Raw genomic sequence first — 24311 nt, 5'->3', positions numbered from 1 at the left:
CGCCTTACTCGGCCCACCACACCTTGACGGTGGTCAGGGGCTGGGGCGTGGGGATGTTTGCGGCGTTCGAGGTAATTTCCACGTTCGGGTAGTACAGCCGGGCCGGAATGGAAACCGGGCTTTCCGAGCTGGGATTGGTCACCAGGGCCAGCTTGGGGTAGCCCGTGCGCCGGAAGTCGTTGTAGGCCTCGTAGCCGTTGCCCGTCCAGGCTATCCACTTCTGGGTGATAATCTGGTTGCGCTGGCGCTCCACGGGGCCGGCCAGCGTCACCACGCCGGGGTTGGCGGCGAAGTACGTCGTGATGTCGACGGCCGAAAGCCCGGCCTTGGCCATCGAGGCCCGGATGCCGGCCTCGAACAGCGACTGCGCGGTCTGGCCGGGCACGGTCACGCCCGGCAGCGTCAGCACCGCTTCGGCCAGGATGAAGGCCCGCTGGAAGTTGGTGACCAGCCGCACGGGTGCCTCGCCGCTGGCGCCCACCACGTAGCTGGCGTAGCGCGAGCGGCTGCCCCGGACGGGCACCGCGGCCGTGCCGCCGTTGTCGTAGCCCGCAAACCGGCCGAACGGCGTGACGATGCCCGCGGTGGCCGGCACGGTGGTGAAAAACTGCGGCAGGCGCGGGTCCTTCAAGCGGTTCAGCGAGTCGAGAAAGCGCTGGCTGAGCATCTGGTCGTCGGGGCGATTCACGAAGTTGTAGGCGTAGAAGGGGTTCTGGTTGCCCACGGTGGTGCCGAAGGGCACCTCGGCGTCGTCCGAGTTGTCGGTCATGTAGGCCCCGGTTCCCTTGGCCACCACTTCGTTGATGACGCTCGCGGCCAGTGCCGGCTCCTTCTTGCTGATGGTATTGGCCAGCTTGAGCAGCAGGGTGTTGCCAAACTTTTTCCACTTCACCACCGCGGCGGCGCTGGTGGTCACGCTGCCCCGGAAGTAAATCAAGTCGTCGGTGCCGGGCCGCAGGGCGCTGGGCTTGTCCAGGTCCGCCAGGCCTTCGCGCACCAGGTCAAACAGGCTTTGAATGCCTAGAGCCGCATTGCCCTTGTAAATGTCCTCCTGCTTGTCGAAGCGCGGCTGCAGGTTAGGCGCGGCCAGGTTGCCCTGCAAGGCGTCCGAGTAGGGAATGTCGCCCCATAGGTCCGTGGCCAGGGCAAAGTTGTACGCTTTCAGAATCTTCGCGTAGCCGGCGTACACCGGGCTCGCTTCCTGGGTGAGGTTGATGATTTGCTGGGCGTTAATCAGCGAGCCGCCGTAGAGCTCGTTGTTCCACTGGTTATCGTAGTTGCCGCGGAGCAAGTACGTGTCGTAGGTTCGGGGCTGGTTGGCGATGCCCGCGGTGTGCTGCACCAGCAGGTCCGCTACCCGGCCCAGGTCGTTGCCCACCGCGAAGCCGGTGGTCACCTCCACCCCGTTGAGCAGCGCCGAGGGCGACACGCTCAGCGGGTTGTTGGGGGTCTGGTTCACGTCCAGAAACTCGCTCGTGTTGCAGCCGCCCAGCACCAGGGCGAGCGCGGCGAGCTGGGCGCCGCGAAACATAATCGAAGAGGTCAGTTGCATGAGAAAGTCGGCCGCGGCCGCTTAGAAAGTAAAACGGATGTTGGCGCCGTAGGTGCGCGCGTTGGGCGGGCCCTGCAGGTCCAGCCCGCGGATGTTGCCGGCGCCCTGGGTGTTCAGCTCCGGGTCGAAGTTGGCGTTGGGCGCATAGTAATACAGGTTGCGGCTCGTGAGCGAAAAGCTGACCGCGCCAAAAGGCAGGTTGGTGAGCAGCGTTTTGGGCAGGGCGTAGCCGATGGCCACCTCGCGCAGACGGTACACCGTGGCGTCGTACACGTTCAGGTCACTCTGCAGGCCAAACGACTGCCAGTACGCCTGGGCGTCCACCTGGATGTTGTTGGGCCGGAAAGTCCCGTCGGTGTTCTGAATCACGCCCGGAATCACGCGGGGCGCTTCCCGGTCCTTGCCAGTCTCTTCCAGGGCCCCGTTGCCGCGGTAGGCACCGTTGGTGAAGGACAAGACGTCGCCGCCCTGGCGCGTGTCCACCAGAAACGACAGGCTGACGCCGCGGTAGGCGAAGTTGTTGGTCAGGCCGCCCTGCCAGCGGGTGTTGGGGTCGGCGATGGTGGAGTTCGGAATGTCGGCCACGAACAAGCCCGTGCGCCCGTCGATGAGGTACTGGCCGTCGGGCGAGCGGGCTTTTTTGCCCCCCACAATCACGCCGTAGGGCTGGCCTTCCACAATGAAGGGCAGGCTGCCGATGAAGCCCTGGCCGTTGATGCGGGCCCGCTCCACGCCGTCGGTGATGAAGACCACCTTGTTGCGGTTCAGGGTGTAGTTGGCCGTTACGTCCCAGCGGAAATTGTCGGTGCGCACCGGCGTAATGGTCACCAGCGCCTCCAGGCCCTTGTTGTCGAGGCGCCCCACGTTGGCGTAGCGCTGCGTAAAGCCCGTCGAGCCCGGCGTGGTGATGGGCACAATCTGGTTGTCGCTGATGGTCTGGTAAGCCGTGAAGTCCAGCGTCAGCCGGTTGCGGAAAAAGCCCAGGTTGAGGCCGGCCTCGTAAGACTTGGTGAATTCGGGCTCCAGCTCGGCGTTGCCCAGGGTGGGGCTGATGCGGAAGCCGGCGGTGCCGACGAACGGAAAGTTGACCGCGGCCACGTTGTTGCCCTGCCGCACCACCTGGTAGGGCGTGTAGAGGGCGTAGGGGTCGGCGTCGCGGCCCACGCGGGCGATGTTGGCCCGCACCTTGCCGTAAGAAATTACGTCGGAGTTCAGCTTCAGGGCGTCGGTGAAGACCAGGCCGATGGTGGCCGACGGGAAGAAGTAGGAGTTCTTCGACGTGGGCAAGGTCGACGATTGGTCCACGCGGCCGGTCACGTCCACGAACAGGTAGTCGTTGTAAGCCAGCGAGAGCTGCCCGTAGTAGCCCAGCAGCCGCCGCAGCTCCGACTGCTCCGGGGGCTGGTTCGAGAACACGCCGCCGGCCGAGGAGTTGGTGAAGCCCGGAATCACGTTGTCGGCCTGCGAGGAGATGGTCTGGAACCGCCGCTGGTTCACGTTCTGGCCCAGCAGCAGGTTGGCGTTTAGCCCGGCCACGCCGATGTTGTCCTTCTTCAGGGTGATGAGCAGGTCGCCGTTGAGCTCGCTGCGAAACACCGACTGGTCCAGCACTTGGCCTGAGGGCACGCGGGCCGCCCCCACGGCGTACACGGCCTTGCGGCGGTCGGTGTAGGTGTCCAGGCCCAGGCGGTAGGCCACGTTCAGCCAAGGCGCCACCTCGTAGCTCAGGTTGCCCACGTTGATGAAGCGCGTCAGGTCGCTGGTGGTGGGGTTGTTGCGCAGGTTCCAGTACGGGTTGTCGGCGCCCACGAAAAAGATGCTGCCGTTCGTGACCGGGTTGGTGTTGGGCAGGTTCTGCAGGTCGTAGCTGCGCGGCACGTTGGGCAGCTGGCCAAACGCGCTGCTCCCGTTGCCGATGGGCGCGCCCAGCTGGTTGGTCAGAATCAGGTTCACCGACCCGCCGGCCTTCAGCTTGTTAATCAGCGTGGTATTGCCGCCCAGTTGTACGCTGGTGCGCTGCAAGTCGGCAAATTCGGTGATGCCCGTCTGGTTGGTGTTGTTGACGTTGAGGTTGAAGTTCTGGTCCTTGTTGCCGCCGGCGATGTTCACGCCGTTCGACAGGATGCGCCCGGTTTGAAAAAAGTCCTTGATGTTGTCGGCATAGGGCTGATAGGGCACCGGCGTGCCGTCGGCCAGCTGGAGCCCACCAATGCCGTTGGCGTCCGTGGGCGCCGTGCCAAAGCGCGGCCCCCAGGAATTCACCGTGCCGGTGTTGATGTCGCCGCCGGTGGTCACCAGCACGCCGCCCGTGCCCTGGCCGTAGTCGTTCTGCAGCTGCTGCAGCCCGTACACCCGCTGGAAGCTCAGGTCCGAGGTCACGGTCACTTCCAGCTTCTTGTTCACGTTGCGGCCCGACTTGGTGGTGATAAGCACCGCGCCCGACGCCGCCCGCGACCCGTACAGGGCCGCCGCCGCCGGCCCCTTCAGGATGTTGATGCTCTCCACGTTGTTGGGGTCAATGTCCAGTGCGCGGTTCGAAGACTGGGCCGCGCCCAGCGTGCCCAGCGTGGTCCCGTTGGTGATGTCCAGCGAGTTGCTGATGGGAATGCCGTCCACGATGAACAGCGGCTGGTTGCTGCCCTGCAGCGAAGTAATGCCCCGGATGTTGATGTTGGTCGACGAGCCCGGCAGGCCGCTGGCGCTGGTGATGTTCACGCCCGACACCTTGCCGGCCAGCGCGTTCAGCACGTTCGGCTCCGACTTCTGGGCCAGGTCTTCGCCCTTAATCTGCTGCTGGGTGGTGTTCACCGCCCGCACGTCCCGCTCAATGCCCAGGGACGTTATCACCACTTCGTTCAGCTGCTTGCTGTCGCTGGCCAGGGCCATGTTGTACTCCGAGCCCGTGCCCAGAGCTTGTTCCCCCGTGGCGTACCCAATGGAGCTGAACACCAGCGTACCGCCGCTGGCCGGTACGCTCAGCGTGAAGGAGCCGTCGGCACCGGTGGAGTTGCCCACCGCCGTGCCTTTCAGCAGCACGGTCACGCCCGGCAGGCCTTCCGCAGTTTGTTTATCGGTCACCCGGCCGGTAATCTTCCGGTCCTGGGCCAAAGCATATTGCGATGCGCTCAGCACAAGCAGTAAGCTCAAGAGTAGTATTCTTTTCATAGACAGCTGGCATTGGTTGAAAAATCAGTTATTGGCAAAAGACTCACAAAATTTATGTAATATATCACAAAGTAGTAATTATGTTTTGAGGATGACCTAATAATTTATAGGCTCATTCGCTAACAACTGCTATTTACATACGAACAACGGGCTGTTTTAAAAGACTGGGCAATTTCGTCGCATTAGCCAGCATTCATGGGAATTCAATAAATTAGTCAAGTGATGTATAGTAAATTAAAGATTATAAATATATAGTTTAATTAATATGCCATGAAGTCACCGATGCACGGGCCCCGACTTTTCGCTTTTGCCTTGTTCCTGAGCACCGCGGCGCCCATCCTGGCCCAGACCCCGCTCACCTTCACGCCCCTGGCCGCCATGCCCGACGGCGGCCGCTACGGAGCCGGCTACTGCCAGGACCAGAACTTCTTTTACTCGGTGGGCGGGGGCAGCCCGGCAACGGCCTTCACCGGCGACGTGTTCCGCTACGACCCCGCCGCCAACAGCTGGGGCGCGGGGCCGTTCAGTCGCGGGCAAGTATCGCCGCAGCGCTTCGGCACGGCGGCCATCTTGGCGCCGAACACCAGCACCAGCCTGCTTTTCGTGCTCAACGGGGCCGCCAGTACCGGTCCCGTAGCCATAGCCACGGGTCAGAACGTGCGGGCGAGCGACGGCGTGGCGGCAGGCAGCTTCGGCAACCCCACGCCCGCTTCCTCGGCGGGCACGGCCGTCTGGAACGGCCTGCTGTACGCCTACGGGGGCCAGGCGGCCCCCACCCCCAGCACCTACACCAACCAACTGCGGGCCTACAACCCCGCCACCGGCGTTTGGGCCACCCTGGCGCCCATGGCCGAAGCCAAGTCCGTGTTTGGGGCGGCCGTGAACGGCAAAATATACATCTTCGGGGGCTTCGACGGCATGGTGAATTCCAACCGCGTCGACGCCTACGACATCGCCACCAACACCTGGCAAGCCCTGGGCACGCTGCCCACCACGGTTGCCTCGCAGGCCGTGGCCGTGCTGGGCGAACTCATCTGGCTCGTGGGCGACTTCACCAACCAAGCTTACCTGGCCGCCTACGACACCCGCACCGGCCAATTGCGCACCTTCACGTCGAACCTACCGCCGCGCCGCAACGCCGCTGCGGCTGTGGCGGGCGGCTTCCTTTACGTGTGGGGCGGCAACACCGCCTCGTCCAACGCGACCACGCTGGCCGACCTGTGGCGGGCCGACGTCCAGAGCATTGCCACGGCCAGCCCCCGCGCCCGCGTGCGCCCGCCGCTGCAAGCCTACCCCAGCCCCAGCGCCACCGGCCGTCTCACCGTGACCCCACCCGCCCCCGCCGCGGCCCAGTTGGTCGTCAGCGACGCGCAGGGCCGGACGGTGCGCCGCCTGGCGGTGCCAGCGGGCGCGGCGAGCGTCGAGGTGGACCTGGCCGACCAGGCAGCGGGCCTGTACTTGCTGCGCTGGCAAGGGGCCGGACGGCCCGCCGCCGCGTGCCGCGTGGTGCGGCAGTAGCCGGCGCGTCCCAAGAAAGCCGCGCTACCGCCGCTTGCCCTCGCCCGCGAATTTCATCCGGTAGTCGTGTTTTACTTCGCCCTTGCTGATGCGGGCTAACTTCCCTTTCAGCAGCTGTTTTTTGAACGCCGAAAGCTTGTCGGTAAATAGTATGCCCTCCAGGTGGTCGTACTCGTGCTGGATGATGCGGGCGGCCATGCCCGAAAAGGCTTCCTCGTGCACCTGGCGGTGCTCGTCCTCGTAGCGCAGCACGATGTCGGCGGGACGGCTCACCAGCTCCCGCACGCCCGGAATGCTCAGGCAACCTTCTTCGAAGCCCCATTCCTCGCCGGTTTCGCTCACCATCACGGGGTTGAGGAAGGCCCGCTTCACGGGCGGCTCCGGCACTTCGCCTTCTTCGCGGTCTTCTTCGTCCACCTCCACCATCGGCCCCGAATCCATCACGAACAGACGCACGCCTTTGCCAATCTGGGGCGCGGCCAAACCCACGCCGTGGGCGTAGTACATGGTTTCGAACATGTCGGCAATCAACTGCTGCAACTCGGCAGCGGGCAGGTCGGGGGCCAAGTTTTTGGCTTTGGTTTTCAGCACGGGGTCGCCGATGGCGACAATGGAGTAAATCATGTTAAGCTTAATAGTTGTCGGTTTTTAGTTGTCCGTTGCTAGTTGGTAATTGTCTGTTTTTTGGCGGTCAGCAGCGACCTGACAACGGACAACTAGCAACGGACAACTAAAACGCAAGGTCCCGCATGAGCGGCGATTCGAGGAAGGACTGGAGGATGATGGTGGCGCTGATGCGGTCCACGGTGGCTTTGTCGCGGCGGGCTTTCTGGCCGAGGCCGCCGGCCAGCATGGCGGCGTGGGCCATGCGGGAGGTAAACCGCTCATCGAGCTCGTGCACGGGCACGGCGGGCAGCTCGCGCCGCAGGCGGCGCAGCAGGCCCACCACGGCGCTGGTCACGTCGGTGGGCTCGTTGAGCAGGGTGCGCGGCATGCCCACCACCACGGCCCGCAGCGGCTCGCGCCGGTGGTAGGCCAGCACGTAGGCCACCAAATCCTGGCTGTGAATGGTTTCCAGGGGCGAGGCAATCAGGCACAGGGGGTCGGTGACGGCGAGGCCCACGCGCTTGTTCCCGTAGTCGATGGCTAGGATGCGGCCCATGAGCCTGGTGCTGGAGTGTCGGGGTGAAGGAGTGGCAGCTATTGCCGGCGCAAAGATACGGCAGGCGCAAAGGCCCCCAATCCGCCGGATAACCCACCGCCGTAGCTGAACCGGGCGGCGGGCTCAGGCATCCGCATCAATTACCGCCCGGCTCAACGGGCAGCGAAGTCGTTTCATCGAAACCCATTTAGCATACTCTGAATAAAGTCATAGATTGCACGAAATTTAAGCTCCTCATCAGGCGAACAAGCAATTGTAATATACCGGTAATATGAGGTGAATTTGCCTTTTCAAAGTAAACTATTGTATTGATTTAGGAAATCACATAGTCGGGTTGAGTCAGACCGCTTGGCTAAGAAAATTTCAATAATTTTGGTGCCTATTCGATTCCAAGTTATTTGCTAGCACTCTTATTTCTATAACTATTATGCCTGCCCTTTCGCCCACTGCCTCGTCAACAGGCCGGCCCGCTCCCTTGTGGTGGCGGCGCGGCGGGCTGCGGCAGGGCGCTTTGCTGCTGCTGGCCGTGGGCTGCGGCGTGCTGGTGGCCAATAATCCCTTCCGTCCTTCGTCGGAAAACCCCGACGCCACGGCCCGGGGCTACCTGCGGTTCAAGGAGATTCTGAGTTATGTGGACCGCGATTATGCCGACTCGGTCGACACCGAGGGACTGGCTGACTACGCCGTGGTGCAGATGCTCGAAAAGCTCGACCCCCACTCGGTGTACATCCCGGCCCGCGACCGGGAGAAGACCGACGCCTTCCTGCAAAGCGACTTCGATGGCGTCGGCATTGAGTTCAACCTGTTTCGCGACACGATGACCGTGGTGGCCCCGCTCAGCGGCGGCCCGGCCGAGCAGGCCGGCGTGCAGCCCGGCGACCAGATTCTGAGCATCGGGGGCAAGCGGGTGTCGGGGGCGCGCCTGAGCACGGTCCGGCTGACCGAGCTGCTGCGCGGGCCCCGCGGCAGCAGCCTCGTGCTGGAGCTGCGCCGCCCCCGGCTGGCGCGCCCGCTCAGCCTCGCCATTGCCCGCAGCCGCATTCCCAACTCGTCGATTGATGCCGCTTATCTGGTGGACGAGCAGACGGGTTACGTCAAGGTCAGCCGGTTTGCGTCGAATACTTACGACGAGTTTAAATTGGCCCTGGCCGACCTGCGCCGGCAGGGCCTCACCCGGCTCGTGCTGGACCTGCGCGGCAACCCCGGCGGCTACCTCGACCGCGCCACCCGCCTGGCCGACGAGTTCATCGCCGGCTCGCGCAAAATTGTGTACACCGACGGCAAGGGCGAGCAGTACGACTCGCAGACCTACGCCAAAGTGGCCGGCGAATTTGAGGAAGGGGCCCTGGTGGTGCTGGTGGACGAAGGCAGCGCCTCGGCCGCCGAAGTGGTGGCTGGTGCTTTGCAGGACCACGACCGCGCCATCGTGGTGGGCCGCCGCACCTTTGGCAAAGGCCTGGTGCAGCAGCCCATTGCCCTGAGCGACGGCGGCGAGCTGCGCCTGACCATTGCCCGCTACTACACGCCGGCCGGCCGCTCCATTCAGAAGCCCTACGGCTCCAGCTACGCCGAATACAGCCGCGAGCTCACCGGCCGCTCGGCCCGGGGCGAGCTGGCGTCGGCCGACAGCATTCACTTCGCGAAGCAATTGCGTTTCCGCACCGACCACGGCCGCACCGTGTACGGCGGCGGCGGCATCATGCCCGACGTATTCGTGCCCCGCGACACGCTGGCCCACTCCGCGTACTTCACCAAGCTGCTGAGCCACGGCGTGGCCCGCGCCTTTGCCCTGACTTTCTACCAGGCCCACAAGGCGGAGCTGGAAGCCCTGCGCTTTGAGCAGTTCAACGCCACCTTCCGCATCACCGACGCGCAGCTAGTCAGCCTGGCCGCGCAAGCGTCACTGGATGGCGTGACGACGAACGCCGCCGCGGCCCGCCGCTACGCGCCGCTGCTGCGCAACCAGCTCAAGGCCTACATTGCCCGCAGCGCCTACGGGCCGGTGGCTTACTACACCGTGCTTCGCGAGCAGGACCCCGAATTGCAGCGCGCCCTGCACGCCGCTAACGACAGCACCGCGCAACTGGCCCTGCTGGGAAAGTAGGCCGCGGCTGTCCTTGCGGGTGGAGCGCAGCGCGGCCCTCCGTCCTTTTGAAACCAAACACCTGGCGCGGTGCCAAACTCCGGTACTGCGCGGCACCGGAACTCGTCGCAACGCAGAGTGTGTCGCGTTCAAAAGACGGATGGCCGTGCTGCGCTGCCCTCGCAATGACAAGGGGCCGCTGTACCTTCACGGGCCCAATCCCACCCCTGCACTCATGGCTCACTACCACCGCCTCGGCCAGATTCCGCGCAAGCGCCACACCCAGTTCCGCCAGCCCGACGGCACGCTGTATTCGGAGCAGCTGGTGGGCACGCAGGGGTTTCACGGCGTGTCGTCGCTGCTTTACCACGTGCACCCGCCCACCCAAATCAAGCACGTGGGCCCGCCAAAACCATACGGCGCGAAGCTGCTCAAGGACCGGCCGCTGCAACCCGAGCACCTGCGCACCCTGGCCCAAACCAGCACCGGCGGCGACTACCTAGCCGCCCGCCAAACCTTGTTGGGAAACGCGGATGTCACCATGAGCATCTGCAACCCCACCGACCGGCGAATGGATTACTACTACAAAAACGCCCAGGCCGACGAGGTGATTTTCGTGCACGAGGGCTGCGGCGAGCTGTGGAGCCAGTTGGGCATCGTGGCCTTCGAGCCCGGCGACTACGTGGTGGTGCCGCGCACCATTATCCACCAGCTGCGCTTTGACGAAGGCCCGGTGCGGCTGCTGATTATCGAGTCGTTCAGCCCCGTGGAAACCGTGCGGCGCTACCGCAACCACTTCGGCCAGCTGCTGGAGCACGCGCCCTACTGTGAGCGCGACCTGCGCCCGCCCACCGAGCTGGTAGCCGGGGATTTGCCGGAGGGCGACTATTTGGTGCAAGTCAAAAAAGAAGGCTTTTTGCACCAGCTCACCTACGCGCACTCGCCGTTCGACGTGGTGGGCTGGGACGGGTATTTCTACCCCTACGCCTTCAGTATCCACGATTTTGAGCCCATCACCGGGCGCCTGCACCAGCCGCCGCCCGTGCACCAGACGTTCGAGGGGCACAACTACGTCATCTGCTCGTTCGTGCCGCGCTTGTTCGACTACCACCCGCTGGCCATCCCGGCGCCCTACAACCACGCCAACGTCGACTCGGACGAGGTGCTGTACTACGTGGCGGGCAACTTTATGTCGCGCAAGGGCGTCGATTTGGCGTCTTTCACCTGGCACCCCACCGGCCTGCCGCACGGCCCGCACCCCGGCACTGTGGAAGCCAGCATCGGGAAAAAGGAAACCCACGAGCTGGCCGTGATGCTCGACACCTTCCGCCCGCTCTACCTCACCGAAGCCGCGCTGCCCTACGTGGATGCCCGCTACCCGATGAGCTGGAACCCCGGCTTCGTGCCCGACCCGCCCCGTGCGGCGGACATGATGGACTGACCTGAGCTTGGGGGAGTAGTTTCCTCTGTTGTCTTTTAACCTTCAACCATTACCCTTATTTATTTCAGCCCGATGAAAAAGATACTTCTCCTGGTTCCGCTGGTGCTGGTGCTGGCCTTGGTGGGCTGCAAGAAAGTTGACGAACTCCTGACCTTCACCGTGGACGTGAGCCAGAGCGTCACCATTCCCGGCTTCTTCGGGCCCGGCGCCCAGCTGCCCCCGGTGAGCGTGATTACCAAGTCGGACGAGTCGTTTCGCAACAACAAGACCACCCGCGACAAAGTCAAAAACGTGCTGCTCGACCAGCTCGTGCTCACGGTGACCAGCCCCGCCGGCAACACGTTCGATTTTCTGGAGAAAATTGACTTGTACATCAACACCCCCAACACCAACAACAAAATTCTGCTGGCTTACCTGCACGTCATCCCCCAGGGCGTCAACACCATCAAGCTGGTGCCCACCACCGCCAAGCTCGACGAGTACCTGAAGGCGGAAACCTACGAACTGACCGTGGACACCAAGCTCACGACCTCTCGCTCCAACTCTTTCGTGGTGCGCTCCGACTCAAAATTCAAGGTCACGGCCGACCCGCTGTAGGTAGCCCAGGCTTTTAAGTAGTTGTCAGTTGTTCGTTGTCAGTTGTTAGCCTCTTGACAAACGCCTGACAACTGACAACGAATAACTGACAACTCGCTTACTGGTGGATGACTACTTAGCGGCCTGCTGGTTGTAGTACTCCACCAGGCGCAGCACCTGGGCCAGGTCCGTATACCCAAGGTTTTCTTTGGTTGCGTAAGCGTCAATTTGCGGGGCACGGGAGCCAAACAGGCGCGCAACGCCGCGCTGGTTGAGCGCAAGCGGCCGCAGGGGCTGGGCGCCGGGGCCCGCCAGTACCACTTGGCTGATTTGGGTGCGCGCTTTCCGGGTTTCGGTGCGCAGGACGGGGTTGATTTCGGCGTCTTCGTGGAGGTAAACGTGCTGCAAAGCCAGCACCAGGGGGCTGTCGTCGGTGGCGGTGAGCACCTCCACAAAGTCATCCTTGGCGCTGCCGCCGCGCACCGCGTAGCTGCGAAAATGCCGCGCCCCGGCGCCCTGGCCCAGGTAAAAACCATCGAGGCTGCCGGGCGGCCAGACGTGGCTGCCGGTCGAGTCCTGTACTTCGAGCAGGTGGCGCGCGGCGTTGTACTTCAGGGCCGGCACCCGCACGCGGCGCTTGGTGAGCAGCACCAGCGTGCCGGGCTGGGCGATGCCCACCACGTAGGCTTCAGGGGCGTTGAGCAGGTCCTGGCGCAGGCGCTCCAGGGCGCCGGGCGCGTTGGCCTGCTGGTAGAGGGCCAGGCCGATGTCGGTCAGGTCGCGCGCCGTTTGGGCGCGGGCCGGCCGGGCCAGGAGTGCCAGGAGCAGCAGGAGCGGGGCAGCGGATTTCATGCGGAGAAATGGTGGCGTAGTTGCTATCGGGAGGCCGTCCGGCTTAGAATCTATCCAGCTAGGGTGTCATGCAGAGCGCAGCGAAGCATCTCGCGTGCGGCAGTAGACCAATCGTTCGACGAGGCACGCGAGATGCTTCGCTGCGCTCTGCATGACGCCCTATCAGTATCAATTGCCTATTTGGATAGGCTCTTAGGCGAGAACGTCACGTCGGGCTTGCCGAGACATTTCGCGTGGGTAGGTAATCCAGCTTGTTAGGGGTGAAGCGAGCGAGATGTCTCGGCAGGCTCGACATGACGTTCTGTGATTTCGCTTGACCCCCCAGGCCCCCCTACCGATTCCGGCCGTACTGCTCGTGGCTGCTCACCCAGTCGCTGCTGCTGATGGCGGCGCCCAGGCTCAGCTCGCCGGCCAGCACCACGCCGGCCACTATCTCGGCAAACTTGCGCACCGTGCCGCGGCCCACGCAGCCCAGCATTTGCAGGCACTCGTTCTGGGTGGCCAGGCCGGTGCCGCCGCCGTGGGTGGCCACGATGAGGCTCGGGATGGTGATGCTGATGTACAAGTCCCCGTCCTTGGTCACTTCCGAATACAGAATGCCGGCGCTCGACTCGCTCACGTTGGCCACATCCTGGCCGGTGGCGATGAACAGGGCCGTGATGCCGTTGGCCGAGTGCGCGCCGTTGTTGTTGGCCCCCGAAATAAAGGCGCCTACGTTGCTCACCTGCCCGTGGTAGGCCAGCTGCTCGGGCGTCACGCGCATGCGCTGCTGCAGCACGTCGCGCTTCACCACGGCTTCGGCCACCACGCGCTTGCCGCGGGTGCGCATCACGTTGATTTGCGAGGCCTTCTTGTCGGTGGCGAAGTTGGATTCGAGGTAGAAATGCTCGATTTTGGGGCCCCGGTACTGCTCCAAAATCCAGGAGCAGGCCGCGAACGTGGCGCGGCCCACCATGTTCTGCCCGGCGGCGTCGCCGGTGCTGAAGTTGAAGCGCAGGTAGGCGAACTTATTGCTGAGGTAGGTGTCGATGTACTGCAGCTTGGCCACGCTCGACGTGCTTTCGGCCTGGGGCCGAATCTGGTCGAGGTGGTCTTCCACCCACTGGCCAAAATCGCGGGCCCCGCGGGCGTCGGCGAACACGAACACCGGGGCCCGCTGCATGGCGTCGCCGATGACGGTGCATTTCGCGCCGCCGCACAGGTTGAGCACCTGAATGCCGCGGTTGTAGCTCGCCACCAGGGTGCCCTCGGTGGTGGCCATGGGAATCAGGAAGTCGCCCTGGGCGTGCTCGCCGTTCACGGTCAGCGGCCCGGCCAGGCCCATCGGAATCTGGGCCACGCCCACGAAATGCTCGCAGTTGCCCTGCAACTGGTGGGCGTCGAAGGAGTAGTGCTTGAGGTGCTTGAATTCCCGCTCGCTAAACTGCTCGGCAAAGCGCTGGCGGGCGGCAATGGCGGCGTCGGAGTAGTCGTCCTCGTCGGAGCGCGGGATGCGGGGCTTCGGGCTGGCCGCGCCCACAATGGCGTCTTCCACCTCCACGTGCAGGTCGCCGAAGGCATCGGTCGAAAACCACACCTGCACCGGGTGGATGCCCTCGGCCAGGGCCGGGGTGTCGAGCACAAACGTCAGCGAGCGGCCCACGGGCAGCTCAATGGCCTGGCCGTCGGCGGCAATGCTGGCGGCGGGGCGCCGTTCGCCGTTGCCCAAATCAATCTGCACCTGCTCGGCCGGAATCACCACGTCGCCGATTTGCACCCGCTGGAAGCCCGTGAGGCGGGCGGTATCAAGCCGGTTTTTGATGCTGAAGGCCACGCCCGCGGCCTGGGGCAGGTTGTGCAGGCTGCCGCGGGTGTAGAGCAGCTTGAGGAGCATGGGGCTGGGGGTGAAAACCATTGGAGTCGGGAATTTGAGGTGAGGAGAAAGGAAAACGGCCGCGGCGTGGGGGTGAAGATGGGGGTTTTGGGGTTAATCTCACGCCGGCCGCTGCTCAAGCCCGCGGCCATTCAAAAACATGGGCAAAACGGCCCTGGCCTGACGGGCACTGCTTCCCGGGGAGCAGCGCGGCAATCGGTCCGCGTAATGTAGCGGTAATTTTGGTAAGTAAGTAAATAAGGTAATTGTCAGGTATTTTCGTTTACGGTAGACGGCAGCGCCGATGGAGTCACAGTCTATTTGGCCCGCTAGCTCGTAGCTAAACGATTAAAAACCCTTACCTGTCGGCTCGGTTATAGCCGCCTTGTTGCCTTCCAGCGGGCCGGCCAAACGGCAGGGGCCAAGCTGGGAGTGTTTCTTTTGCGTGTTGTCGGAATTGCCCGCCAACCGTTTCTTCTGCTATGTCCTCATCTTCCGATTACCCACGCTTTGCGCTCGGGCACGCTCTTTCCACCGAGCAGCAGGCCTTTTTCGCTAAACACGGCTTTCTTCATTTTCGCCCCTTTGCCTCGCCCGAACACGTCCAGCAAATTCTCCGGGCTACTCAGGAGGTGCAAGCCAACTGGCTGGCCCAGGGCCTGGAAAAAATAAACGGGGTGCCCATTAAATACGGTCAGGACGTCGACGGTGCGCGCATCGTGCAGCGCTTCGCGTTTGCCTCGCAGTACCACCCCGTGCTGCACGAGCTGCTGAAGGACGTCCGGTTTCGGGCGTTGTTTCCGCTGCTCGAAGCCGCAGGCGGCCGGGTGGGCGAAAACGAAAAGAACGGCCTCGTAGTGAACCATTACGTGAACGTGCCGGGCTCCGCGTTCAGCCAGATGGGCTGGCACACCGACTCGCTGCGCGACGTCTTCTACGGCAAGCGCATCGGCCCGATGCTCAACGTAGGCTTGCACCTCGACAGCACCCCGGCCACCAACGGCGGCCTGCGCGTACTTCCGGGCACCCACCGCCAGGGCCTGTCCCGGATGCTGTTTCGCAAAAAATACTTCAAAGACGTGCACTTCGACCCGGACGAAGTGGCCATCGAAACCGAGCCCGGCGACCTGACCGTGCACGACGGCCGCATGTGGCACCGCGTGGCCCAGTCGCCGCTCACCGGCGAAGCCAGCCGCCGCCGCGTGCTCTACGTGCCCATCATCGCCGGCAAGTACCAGCCCAAAAGCGAGAACAGCCCCACCCCGTTTTATTTGCGCTTTCTGCACCTGGTCAAATGATTTCAGTGAGCAGTGAGCAGTTAATAGTGAGCATCTCTCTATTGCCCACTATTAATTGCTCACTGCTCATTGCTCACTGTTAACTGAAAAAATGTACGCTCTCGTTACCGGCGCCTCGCGCGGCATTGGCCGCGCCATCTCCTTGCGGCTGGCCCAGGGCGGCTACGACCTGCTGCTGGTGGCGCGCTCCGAGGACCAGTTGGCCGCCTTGGCCCAGGAAATCAGGGCGAAGCATCAGTGCCAAGCCCACGTGTTAGCGCTGGATTTGGCCGCTCCCGGCGCGGCCGAAACCGTGGTGGCCTGGGCCGCCCAACAAACCAATCAGTTGGCGTTGCTCGTCAACAACGCCGGCTACGGCCTCTGGGGCCGGTTCGAGCAGCTGGGTTTGGCCGAGCAGCAGAACATGCTGCAACTGAACATGGCGCTGCCCGTGGCCCTGACCCACGCTCTGCTGCCGGCCCTGCACCGCGCCCCGCACGGCTTCGTGCTGAACGTGGCCAGTACCGCCGCCTACCAGGCCGTGCCGTCGCTGACGCTGTACGCGGCCAGCAAAGCGTTTTTGCTGAGCTTCAGCCGCGGCCTGCGCTACGAGCTGAAGGCCACCAACGTGTCGGTGAGCTGCCTGTGCCCCGGCGCCACCGCCACTAGCTTTGCCGACCGCGCCGGCATGGGCGCCGAGCTGCAGGCCACCGCCAATAAGGTTTCGATGAGTGCCGACGCCGTGGCCGAAGCCGCGGTGGCTGGCCTGCTGGCGGGCGAGGCCGAAATCATTCCCGGCGTGCTCAACAAAGTGTCGGCGGGCCTGACCAGCGTGGTGCCCAAAAGCCTGGTGGAGAAGATTGCGGCCGGTATTTACGAAAAGTACCTGTAGCCGGTCCCGTCCCCAGATTCCGCTGCCACGAGCACAACCCGGCCGGATGATGCTTAACCAACCGCTCAAAGAGCGAAAGCAAGCTAAGGGTTGAACAGCGGCGCGCTGGTCGGGAACTCTGACGTAACATTGCCAGCCAGCCGTGCTGGTTTCCATTCGTCGTCTATATTGCCGTCATGCGTTTTCCTCTCCTTATCTCGGCCGGTATCGTTTTGGCCAGCGTTTTGGTTTTGACCAGCGTCTTGCCCGCCGCGGCACAAAATACCGCCCTCAACGCCCGCATTGCCCAATTGGCTACCCAGGAAGAGCCCAAGGTCATTGCCTGGCGGCGCGACTTGCACGCCCACCCCGAGCTGGGCAACCAGGAAACCCGCACGGCCGCCCTGGTGGCGGCCCACCTCAAAAAGCTGGGGCTGGAGGTGCAGACCGGCGTGGCCCGCACCGGCGTGGTGGGCGTGCTGCGCGGCGGCCGGCCCGGCCCCGTGGTGGCCCTGCGCGCCGACATGGACGGCCTGCCCCTCACCGAAGCCAACGACTTGCCTTTTGCCTCCAAGGCCAAAGCCACTTACCTGGGCCAGCCCGTGGGCGTGATGCACGCCTGCGGCCACGACACCCACGTGGCCATGCTCATGGGTGCAGCCGAGGTGCTCAGCCAGGTGAAAAAGGACCTGCCCGGCACCGTAAAATTCATCTTCCAGCCCGCCGAGGAAGGCTCTTTGCCCGGCGTGGAGGGCGGCGCCAAGCTCATGGTGAAGGAGGGCGTGCTCGACCAGCCCAAGGTCGACGCCGTGTTTGGCGTGCACATCAACGCCCAAACCGAAGTGGGCCGCCTCTCCTACCGTCCGGGCGGCGAAATGGCGTCGTCCGACCGGTTCGCCATCAAGGTGCGCGGCAAGGGCGCGCACGGCGCCTACCCCTGGAACAGCGTGGACCCGGTGGTGACGGCCGCTCAGATTATTATGGGCCTGCAAACCATCGTGAGCCGCGAAGTGAAGCTCATCGACGACGCGGCTGTGGTGACGGTGGGCACCATCAACGGCGGCGTGCGCTACAACGTCATTCCGCCCGACGTGGAGCTGAGCGGCACCATTCGGGCCCTCAACCCCGGGGTGCAAAAGCAAATCTGGGCCGCCATCCGGCGCATTGCCACCAACATTGCCGCGAGCGCCGGCGCTACGGCCGACGTCACCATCGAGCCCTACGTGCCCGTGACCACCAACGACCCCGCCCTCACGGCTCAAATGCTGCCCACCCTGCAGGCCGCCGCCGGCACCGCCAACGTGCGCGAAATCAAAGCCGTGACCGGGGCCGAAGACTTTTCCTTCTATCAGGAGAAAGTGCCCGGCCTGTTCCTCTTCGTGGGCGGCATGACGCCCGGCACCGACCCGGCCACCACCGCCGACCACCACACGGCCGGCTTCCGCATCGACGAGAGCGGCCTGACGCTGGGCGTGAAAACGCTAGCCACGCTGGCCGCCGATTACCTCAACGCGAAGCTGCCACCGCAAAAATAGGCCCAGTTGGGCTGGTTCGGGTTAAAGAAATGTTTCAATTGATAAGAGTGCAATTTATCTAAAGCAGGAGACATACAATTCGGGTATTTGTAGTTGAATTTTGAACGAAGGGCGGCGAAACCCGTAAAAATGACTAGGTTGCATAAGATTCGATACGAAATCGTTAAATCTTCAAACCCCATTCTTTCCACCGTCGCCGTACTTAGTTCATGAAAAAACACTACTCCGCCGCAGCATTATTGATGCTCGGTACCCTGGCCGCTACCACGGCCCGGGCCCAGGATGCCGCGCGCATCCAAACCAAAGTTTTGGGCGAAGACAGCCAGCCCGAGCTGGTGCGGTTCAGCCCCGCCGGCAAGGCCGCCTACCGCGCCGCTGATGCTCAGCAGGTGCTCCGGCAGCAATTGGCCCTCACCGCCGACGACCAGCTGCTGCCCCTGCGCACCGAAACCGACCAGCTCGGCCTCTCGCACCAGAAGTTTGCCCAGCACTACAAGGGAATCCGGGTGGAGCGCGCCGATTACTCCGTGCACCTGAAGGGCGGCGCCATTGAAAGCATCAGCGGCGACTTTGAGAAGATTGCGGGCCTGAGCACCACCCCGAAGCTGAGCGCCGCCGCGGCCCTGAGCCGGGCCCTCGACTTCGTGGGCGCCCGCCGCTACATGTGGCAGGACGCCGCCGAAGAAGCCGGCTTGAAGCAGCAGGAAGACAACCCCGCCGCCACCTACCGCCCCGCCGGTGAGCTGGTGATTGTGCGCAGCTCCCTGACCGGGCAGCGGGTCCTGGCCTGGAAATTCAACATCTACGCCCAGCAGCCGGTGAGCCGCGCCTACGTGTACGTCGACGCGCAGTCGGGCCAGGTGGTGTCGCAGGACGCCATCATCAAGCACGCGGCGGCCACGGGCACTTTCGCCACCCGCTACAGCGGCACGCGCAGCAGCGCCACCGAAACCGCCACCGGCGGCTTCCGCCTGCGCGAGCTGACCCGCGGCCTGGGCATCGAGACCTACAACGCCCGCAAAGGCAGCAGCTACACCGCCGCCGTTGATTTCATTGACGCCGACAACAGCTGGACCGAGTACAACAACGCCAATTTCGACGATGCCGCCCTCGACGCCCACTGGGGCGCGCAGAGCACCTACGACTACTGGAAAAACGTGCACGGCCGCAACTCCTGGGACAACGGCGGCGCCAAAATCAAGAGTTACATTCATTTCGACGACACCCCCGGCGACGGCGTGGGCTTCGAGAATGCCTACTGGAATGGCTCGGTGATGACCTACGGCGACGGCGCCTCGCGCTTCCGCCCCCTGACCTCGCTCGACGTGTGCGCCCACGAAATCGGCCACGCCGTGTGCGAGCGCACCGCCAATCTGGCCTACGAGAACGAGTCGGGCGCTATGAACGAGGGCTTCTCCGACATCTGGGGCGCGGCCGTGGAGTTTTACGCGGCCCCGGCCAAAGCCACCTGGCTTATCGGCGAGGACATTGATAAGGTGCGCCCGGCGCTCCGCTCGATGAGCAACCCCAACGCTGAGGGCCAGCCCGACACCTACAAGGGCACCAACTGGCGCGCCACTACCACCAACCCCACCAGCGCCAACGACTACGGCGGGGTGCACACCAACTCGGGCGTGCTCAACTTCTGGTTTTACCTGCTGAGCGTGGGCGGCAGCGGCACCAACGACATCGGCAACGCCTACTCGGTGGCCACCATCGGCATCGACAAAGCCGCCCGCATCGCCTACCGCACCGAAAGCGTGTACCTCTCCGGCAACAGCACCTACGCCAACGCCCGCACCTTCTCCATCCAGGCCGCCACCGACCTCTACGGCGCGGGCTCGGCCGAAGTGACGGCCGTGACCAACGCCTGGTTTGCCGTGGGCGTGGGCGCCGCCGCCGGGGGCACCACCCCGCCCCCGACCGGTGCCACGTACTGCACCGTGAAGGGCAACAACCAGGCCTATGAGTGGATTGACCTCGTGAATCTGGGCAGCATCAACCGCACCTCGGGTTCCGACGCCGGCTACTACAACGGCACGGCCCTGAGCACCAGCATCGCCGCGGGCTCGGCCCAGACCATTCGCTTCTCGGTCGGGTTTGCTGGCACGGCTTACACCGAGTACTGGAAAATCTACATCGACTACAACGCCAACGGCCTGTTCACCGACGCCGGAGAGCTGGTGGTGAGCGGCAGCAGCAGCAGCGCGGCCACTCTCAGCAGCAACTTCACGGTGCCCGCCACGGCCCGCACCGGCGCTACCCGCCTGCGCCTCGTCCTGAGCGATAACGCGGCCACCGCCAGCTGCGGCACCTTCACCTACGGCGAGGCCGAGGATTACACCGTGAACATCACGGGCGGCGCGGCCATTGCCACCGGCCCCACCACGTTCACGGGCGGCGCCACCCCGCTCGGCAACGAGTTGGCCCGCACCCTGGAGCTGTACCCGAACCCCGCCACCGAGGCCGTGCGTCTCGTGCTGCCCGGCAACGCCCCGGCTGTCCGCGTGACGGTAACCGACCTCCGCGGGGCCCGCGTGGCCGGCGCCACGTTCAGCGACGGCACGCTGAACATCAGCCGCCTCGCCAAAGGCATGTACACCCTGAGCGTGAGCGACGGGCAGAAAGTATTCCACCAGCGCTTCGTGAAAGAGTAACTTTCTCTCATGGCGCAATAGTAAAAGCCCCGTCAGCATTGCTGACGGGGCTTTTTTATTTACCGGAATATTGGCTGCGAAGGTCACCGATTATTGTTCGCGGCTTGGATGTGAAACCAGCGGCCACGGGCCCTACGCAGTTAGTTAATAATTGTCAGGATATCGGAACGGGGTAGAGACGCATACTTGCGTCTCCTCGTTGAACGGCAATTCGGTAAATATTAGCGAACGGGGCACACGCGGTGCGGATGACGAGACGCAAGTATGCGTCTCTACCCCCGTTTGTAGGTCCATTCAACAGCTTCCCAAACAACCATAGCTGGCCGTTTTCGAGGCGTCAGCGCAGCGAATACTCCAGTTTGAGCAGCACCGTGCCGAAGCCGTCGTTGCTGGCCGAAGCCCCGCCGAGGCGCTGGTTGCTCACGTCGTCGAGCTGGTCGGTGGTGGTGAAGTAGTAGTTGCCTTCGATGTTGGCGCGCAGCTGCTCGGTGAGGCGCACGCCCAAGCCGCCGCCCACGGGCGCCACGCCGGCCAGGGCGGGGTAGTCGTTGCGTTCGGGGGCCAGGAAGGAGGTGTTGTCGGTGGCGCGTTCGGTGCCGCGGTACGACTCGGGGCTGTAGAGCAGCAGCCCCGCGCCGCCCTGCACGAACACCTGGAACGTGGGCGAATCGGTGGTGGAAGAGGCAAACACCGATTGGTCGGGCAGCAAATCGAAGCGGAACAGCACCGTGCCCAGGCCGTTGGTGCTGACGAAGGCCAAGCCGCGCTCCGGCGCCTGGTCGCGGGCGCCCAGCTTGACGAACGAAAACTCGCCGCCCAGGTGCAGGTGGGGCGTGAGGCGGTAAAGCACGCCCAGGCTCAGGGCCGGGCCCAGAAAGTTGTCGCCGGGGCGGTTGCCGAGGTCGCCGTTGTAGAGGGCCGTGCCGCCGCCGAGCGTGCCGCGCAACGGACCCGTGTAGAAGGGCCGGCCCTGCCGGTTGTAGTGGCGCACCTGCCGCTGGTGCTGGGCCAGGACCGGCTGGCTGCCGAGTACTCCGGCCGCCAGCAGCCCAAAAATTAACGTGCGAACCCGCATGGTGTCTGAATAAAGTTGAAGGAAACGCCCGCCCGGAATCGCTGTAACGAGAAAACGCCGAAAACCGGTGCGCCGCTGGGGTTTACTGCCCGGAGCGTATCGCCCCGCCGTTGCCTGGCCTCGCGCACGGATAATCGCAGTGCCGTTCTCAGCCCCAAACCCCCGCGGGGCCAGCGCCGCTTGGCGGTGCCGGCTACTTGAAGGTGCCCTGGGGGTCGGGCAGCTTGGCTTGCAGGTCGCTGATGAGCTCGAAGTCGAGACTGCTCACGCTTAGGGCCTGGCCCTTGTGCACGGCGGCCCAGGCTTCGGGGTATTTTTCCTGGTAGTACAGGCCGCGGGCCAGCTGCTGCCAGGCCACGGCGTTGGTGGGGTCGGCGACGGTGGCGCGCTGGAGCAGGTCCAAGCCGGCGGTGAGGTCTTTCTTTTTCTTGGTCTGGCCGTAGCGGATGAGGTGGCTGGCGCCCAGGTCGCTCAGGAGCAAGCCGCTGGTGGGGGCCAGGACTAGGCCCTTGGTTAGCAGGCCGATGGCGGCATCGGGGCTGGGCTGGGCGCTGGCGATGATGCCCAGGCCGCGGTAGGCTTCGGCGTTTTGCGGGTTCAGGAGCCAGGCCAGGTTGAAGCGGTAGGCGGCCGTGTCGGGCTGGTTTTCGCGCAGGTATTCGAAGCCCTTGGTGGTGAAGAACGCGCTGGCCTCGGCCGTGGAGGCGAAGCTGGCGGCAATGGCCTTGAGCCGCGCCTCGCCGAGCAACTGGGTGGCCTGCGCCGGAGTGAGGCCGCCAAACAAGGGCAGCAAGCGCGCGGGCCGGGCCGCAACCGGAGCGGTGGTCAGGCTGCCGTCGGGGTTGGCGGCGGCGTTGGGGCTGCCCTTGCGTTGGGCCCGGGCGGGAGCCGCCAGCAGCAGCCCGAGCAGCAGCGCGGCGGCCAGCGCCGGCGAAACGAATTTGAGGGAAATGGAAATCAAGGAGAATGCGAACGAATAATGAGTGAACGCGGCCCAGCTAAAAACGAGCCCGGCGCGGCTGTTGGCAAAGATAAAGCCAACGGCGGCCCGGGCCTGGACGCGGCCGTTCTGCGGCCCGGCGCAAACTGCGGCGGGCGGCAGGGCGTAGGTGCACCGCCCGCCGGCACTGAGCGGCTGGTTTTACAGATTTCTGACTTCATGCGTCGTTTCCTTTTACTGCTGCCCGCGGCCGGGCTGCTGGTTGCCCTGGTAATCGTATTGGCCACCGAATACGTGGTGGCCCGCCCCAGCCGCCGCGCCAAAGACGTAGCCTACGTGGCCGCCACCGCCCCCGACTTCGACAAGGAGCGGCACATCCTGGACGTGTACTCGCCCAAGAAAGCGGCGCCCAACGGGGTGGGCTACCCCGTGGTAATGTTCATCCACGGGGGCAGCTGGACCAGCGGCAGCAAGAACATCTACACCTTCATCGGCCGGCGGCTGGCCAAGCAGGGCGTGGTGGCCGTGGTCATCAACTACCGCTTGGCCCCGGCCGTGCACGTGCCCGAGCAGGCCGCCGACTGCGCCCGCGCCCTGGCCTGGACCGTGAGCAGCATCAAGCAATACGGCGGCGACCCGGCCCGCATTTTCGTGATGGGCCACTCGGCCGGCGGCGGCCTGGCCGCCCTGCTGGCCACCGACGACGCCCTGCTCGCCACCCATGGGTTGCCCCAAAACCCCGTGCGCGGCGCCGTCATGGACGACCCCGCCGGGCTCGACATGTACAGCTACCTCAAGGAAATGAAGTATGAGGGCGACCAGGAATACCTCGTGCCCTTCGGCCCCGACCCGGCCGTGTGGAAGGCGCAGTCGCCCATCTACAAGATTCGGCCGGGCATTCCGCCGTTCCTCTTTTTCATTGGGGGCGAAACCTACCCCAGCATCAGCGGCAGCTCGGGGCGCTTCCGCGACCGGCTCAAGGCCATCGGGCAGCCGGCGCCGTACACCGTCATCCCCGGCCGGCACCACGTGCCCATGGTATTGCAGCTATACTGGAAGGATAATATTATTTACAAGGGGCTGCTGAAGATGGTGGAGGCGGGAAGAATTAAGAATTAAAAATGAGAAAATTAAAAATGACCGGCCTCTCCCATTTTTAATTCTTAATTCTTTCATTTTTAATTGATAAACCGGTGCCCCCTCTCCGCGGGAGAGGGGGTCAGGGGGTGAGGTCACCCGAATAGCCCGCCTTGCCGCGTGGGCTGCTCGAATTCCAGCAGCCACTTTTTGCGGGGCAGGCCGCCGGCGTAGCCAGTCAGGCTGCCGTCGGCGCCCACAATGCGGTGGCAGGGCCACACGATGGCCAGCGGGTTCTGGCCGTTGGCGGCGCCCACCGCCCGTACGGATTTGGGGTTGTTCAGCGCCTTGGCCACGTCGAGGTACGACGCCGTGCGGCCGTAGCCAACGCCCGGCAGCGCCGCCCACACCTGCCGCTGAAAATCGGTGCCAAAAGCGGGGCTGTAGCTGAGGTCAAACGCGCGCAGTTCGCGGCCGAAATACGCCCGCAGCTGCCGGTGGGCTTCCCGCAGGCAGGCCGGCACCGCGGCAAACGCCGTGGGCGCGTGTCCCTCGGGCTCCCGGAAACTCACGACGCTCAGCCCCGCCTCGGACCCCACCAGCGTCACCAAGCCCAGGGGCGAATCGAGGTAAGCAGTGGGCATAATTTTAATTAACAATGAGGAATGAAGAATGAGG

General features: G+C 64.2%; 18 protein-coding genes. 9 read left to right on the top strand and 9 right to left on the bottom strand.

Annotated elements, in window-relative coordinates:
• Window positions 1-4: 4 nt before the first annotated feature.
• On the bottom strand, window positions 5-1552 hold the full coding sequence (locus tag RMO51_RS10660; protein WP_310394492.1) for a SusD/RagB family nutrient-binding outer membrane lipoprotein: 1548 nt from the start codon (window positions 1550-1552) through the stop codon (window positions 5-7).
• A gap of 21 nt (window positions 1553-1573) precedes the next feature.
• Complete coding sequence (locus tag RMO51_RS10655; RefSeq protein WP_310394490.1) at window positions 1574-4699, bottom strand: SusC/RagA family TonB-linked outer membrane protein; 3126 nt, start codon at window positions 4697-4699, stop codon at window positions 1574-1576.
• A 288-nt stretch (window positions 4700-4987) separates the two neighbouring features.
• On the opposite strand from RMO51_RS10655, the gene RMO51_RS10650 reads away from it, so the two are divergent.
• Window positions 4988-6235: a kelch repeat-containing protein gene (locus RMO51_RS10650; RefSeq protein WP_310394488.1), complete on the top strand. Its 1248-nt coding sequence runs from the start codon at window positions 4988-4990 to the stop codon at window positions 6233-6235.
• A 24-nt stretch (window positions 6236-6259) separates the two neighbouring features.
• Here the strand turns inward: RMO51_RS10650 and def are convergent, their stop codons facing one another.
• Both def and ruvX read right to left on the bottom strand, forming a co-directional pair.
• A complete protein-coding gene (def, locus tag RMO51_RS10645; RefSeq protein ID WP_310394487.1) occupies window positions 6260-6859 on the bottom strand; it encodes a peptide deformylase in 600 nt (199 codons plus the stop codon).
• 106 nt (window positions 6860-6965) lie between these two features.
• The gene (gene ruvX, locus RMO51_RS10640; protein ID WP_310394486.1) at window positions 6966-7397 is read right to left on the bottom strand and encodes a Holliday junction resolvase RuvX; all 432 of its coding nucleotides are present in this window, start codon (window positions 7395-7397) and stop codon (window positions 6966-6968) included.
• A gap of 427 nt (window positions 7398-7824) precedes the next feature.
• Between ruvX and RMO51_RS10635 the strand changes: the two genes are divergently transcribed.
• The 3 genes from RMO51_RS10635 to RMO51_RS10625 all read left to right on the top strand — a co-directional run bounded on the left by RMO51_RS10635 (window position 7825) and on the right by RMO51_RS10625 (window position 11518).
• Window positions 7825-9501 carry a S41 family peptidase gene (locus RMO51_RS10635; RefSeq protein WP_310394484.1) on the top strand — a complete coding sequence of 559 codons (1677 nt, stop codon included), beginning with the start codon at window positions 7825-7827 and terminating at the stop codon, window positions 9499-9501.
• Between the two features lie 214 nt (window positions 9502-9715).
• A complete protein-coding gene (locus RMO51_RS10630) occupies window positions 9716-10921 on the top strand; it encodes a homogentisate 1,2-dioxygenase (RefSeq protein ID WP_310394482.1) in 1206 nt (401 codons plus the stop codon).
• A gap of 72 nt (window positions 10922-10993) precedes the next feature.
• Complete coding sequence (locus RMO51_RS10625; RefSeq protein ID WP_310394481.1) at window positions 10994-11518, top strand: hypothetical protein; 525 nt, start codon at window positions 10994-10996, stop codon at window positions 11516-11518.
• A 111-nt stretch (window positions 11519-11629) separates the two neighbouring features.
• On the opposite strand, the gene RMO51_RS10620 is transcribed toward RMO51_RS10625, so the two are convergent.
• On the bottom strand, window positions 11630-12349 hold the full coding sequence (locus RMO51_RS10620) for a hypothetical protein (protein ID WP_310394480.1): 720 nt from the start codon (window positions 12347-12349) through the stop codon (window positions 11630-11632).
• A 331-nt stretch (window positions 12350-12680) separates the two neighbouring features.
• On the bottom strand, window positions 12681-14243 hold the full coding sequence (locus RMO51_RS10615; protein WP_310394478.1) for a hydroxymethylglutaryl-CoA reductase: 1563 nt from the start codon (window positions 14241-14243) through the stop codon (window positions 12681-12683).
• A gap of 440 nt (window positions 14244-14683) precedes the next feature.
• Here RMO51_RS10615 and RMO51_RS10610 point away from each other — a divergent pair, with 440 nt between their 5' ends.
• The 4 genes from RMO51_RS10610 (at window position 14684) to RMO51_RS10595 (ending at window position 20541) form a co-directional block, all read left to right on the top strand.
• Window positions 14684-15499 (top strand): phytanoyl-CoA dioxygenase family protein, encoded by an 816-nt coding sequence (locus RMO51_RS10610; RefSeq protein WP_310394476.1) that lies wholly within the window; start codon window positions 14684-14686, stop codon window positions 15497-15499.
• 91 nt (window positions 15500-15590) lie between these two features.
• On the top strand, window positions 15591-16370 hold the full coding sequence (locus RMO51_RS10605) for an SDR family oxidoreductase (protein ID WP_310394474.1): 780 nt from the start codon (window positions 15591-15593) through the stop codon (window positions 16368-16370).
• A 176-nt stretch (window positions 16371-16546) separates the two neighbouring features.
• Window positions 16547-17884, top strand: coding sequence for an amidohydrolase (locus RMO51_RS10600; RefSeq protein WP_310394472.1), 1338 nt, complete (start codon window positions 16547-16549; stop codon window positions 17882-17884).
• Window positions 17885-18093: 209 nt separating this feature from the next.
• Window positions 18094-20541: a M4 family metallopeptidase gene (locus RMO51_RS10595; RefSeq protein ID WP_310394471.1), complete on the top strand. Its 2448-nt coding sequence runs from the start codon at window positions 18094-18096 to the stop codon at window positions 20539-20541.
• Between the two features lie 337 nt (window positions 20542-20878).
• Here the strand turns inward: RMO51_RS10595 and RMO51_RS10590 are convergent, their stop codons facing one another.
• Together RMO51_RS10590 and RMO51_RS10585 are read right to left on the bottom strand one after the other, a co-directional pair.
• A complete protein-coding gene (locus RMO51_RS10590) occupies window positions 20879-21616 on the bottom strand; it encodes a hypothetical protein (RefSeq protein ID WP_310394470.1) in 738 nt (245 codons plus the stop codon).
• A gap of 193 nt (window positions 21617-21809) precedes the next feature.
• Window positions 21810-22577: a hypothetical protein gene (locus RMO51_RS10585; RefSeq protein ID WP_310394469.1), complete on the bottom strand. Its 768-nt coding sequence runs from the start codon at window positions 22575-22577 to the stop codon at window positions 21810-21812.
• A gap of 198 nt (window positions 22578-22775) precedes the next feature.
• Between RMO51_RS10585 and RMO51_RS10580 the strand changes: the two genes are divergently transcribed.
• On the top strand, window positions 22776-23675 hold the full coding sequence (locus RMO51_RS10580; RefSeq protein ID WP_310394467.1) for an alpha/beta hydrolase: 900 nt from the start codon (window positions 22776-22778) through the stop codon (window positions 23673-23675).
• Between the two features lie 113 nt (window positions 23676-23788).
• Here the strand turns inward: RMO51_RS10580 and RMO51_RS10575 are convergent, their stop codons facing one another.
• Window positions 23789-24277, bottom strand: a complete 489-nt coding sequence (locus tag RMO51_RS10575) for a methylated-DNA--[protein]-cysteine S-methyltransferase (protein WP_310394465.1) — start codon at window positions 24275-24277, stop codon at window positions 23789-23791.
• Window positions 24278-24311 lie beyond the last annotated feature (34 nt).

Origin of the sequence: Hymenobacter sp. (assembly GCF_031398885.1) — a bacterium.
Classification (GTDB): domain Bacteria; phylum Bacteroidota; class Bacteroidia; order Cytophagales; family Hymenobacteraceae; genus Hymenobacter.
The sequence above is the reverse complement of the archived record's forward strand: the minus strand, read 5'-3'. Positions and strand labels throughout refer to the sequence as shown.

What these genes read in the sequence shown, in the direction of transcription:
- RMO51_RS10580 (WP_310394467.1), top strand. Translation starts at nt 22,776, where the DNA reads ATGCGTCGTTTCCTTTTACTGCTGCCCGCGGCCGGGCTGCTGGTTGCC.
- RMO51_RS10605 (WP_310394474.1), top strand. Translation starts at nt 15,591, where the DNA reads ATGTACGCTCTCGTTACCGGCGCCTCGCGCGGCATTGGCCGCGCCATC.
- ruvX (WP_310394486.1), bottom strand. Translation starts at nt 7,397, where the DNA reads ATGGGCCGCATCCTAGCCATCGACTACGGGAACAAGCGCGTGGGCCTC.
- RMO51_RS10635 (WP_310394484.1), top strand. Translation starts at nt 7,825, where the DNA reads ATGCCTGCCCTTTCGCCCACTGCCTCGTCAACAGGCCGGCCCGCTCCC.
- RMO51_RS10615 (WP_310394478.1), bottom strand. Translation starts at nt 14,243, where the DNA reads ATGGTTTTCACCCCCAGCCCCATGCTCCTCAAGCTGCTCTACACCCGC.
- RMO51_RS10610 (WP_310394476.1), top strand. Translation starts at nt 14,684, where the DNA reads ATGTCCTCATCTTCCGATTACCCACGCTTTGCGCTCGGGCACGCTCTT.
- RMO51_RS10630 (WP_310394482.1), top strand. Translation starts at nt 9,716, where the DNA reads ATGGCTCACTACCACCGCCTCGGCCAGATTCCGCGCAAGCGCCACACC.
- RMO51_RS10600 (WP_310394472.1), top strand. Translation starts at nt 16,547, where the DNA reads ATGCGTTTTCCTCTCCTTATCTCGGCCGGTATCGTTTTGGCCAGCGTT.
- RMO51_RS10595 (WP_310394471.1), top strand. Translation starts at nt 18,094, where the DNA reads ATGAAAAAACACTACTCCGCCGCAGCATTATTGATGCTCGGTACCCTG.
- def (WP_310394487.1), bottom strand. Translation starts at nt 6,859, where the DNA reads ATGATTTACTCCATTGTCGCCATCGGCGACCCCGTGCTGAAAACCAAA.
- RMO51_RS10620 (WP_310394480.1), bottom strand. Translation starts at nt 12,349, where the DNA reads ATGAAATCCGCTGCCCCGCTCCTGCTGCTCCTGGCACTCCTGGCCCGG.
- RMO51_RS10660 (WP_310394492.1), bottom strand. Translation starts at nt 1,552, where the DNA reads ATGCAACTGACCTCTTCGATTATGTTTCGCGGCGCCCAGCTCGCCGCG.
- RMO51_RS10625 (WP_310394481.1), top strand. Translation starts at nt 10,994, where the DNA reads ATGAAAAAGATACTTCTCCTGGTTCCGCTGGTGCTGGTGCTGGCCTTG.
- RMO51_RS10590 (WP_310394470.1), bottom strand. Translation starts at nt 21,616, where the DNA reads ATGCGGGTTCGCACGTTAATTTTTGGGCTGCTGGCGGCCGGAGTACTC.
- RMO51_RS10650 (WP_310394488.1), top strand. Translation starts at nt 4,988, where the DNA reads ATGAAGTCACCGATGCACGGGCCCCGACTTTTCGCTTTTGCCTTGTTC.
- RMO51_RS10575 (WP_310394465.1), bottom strand. Translation starts at nt 24,277, where the DNA reads ATGCCCACTGCTTACCTCGATTCGCCCCTGGGCTTGGTGACGCTGGTG.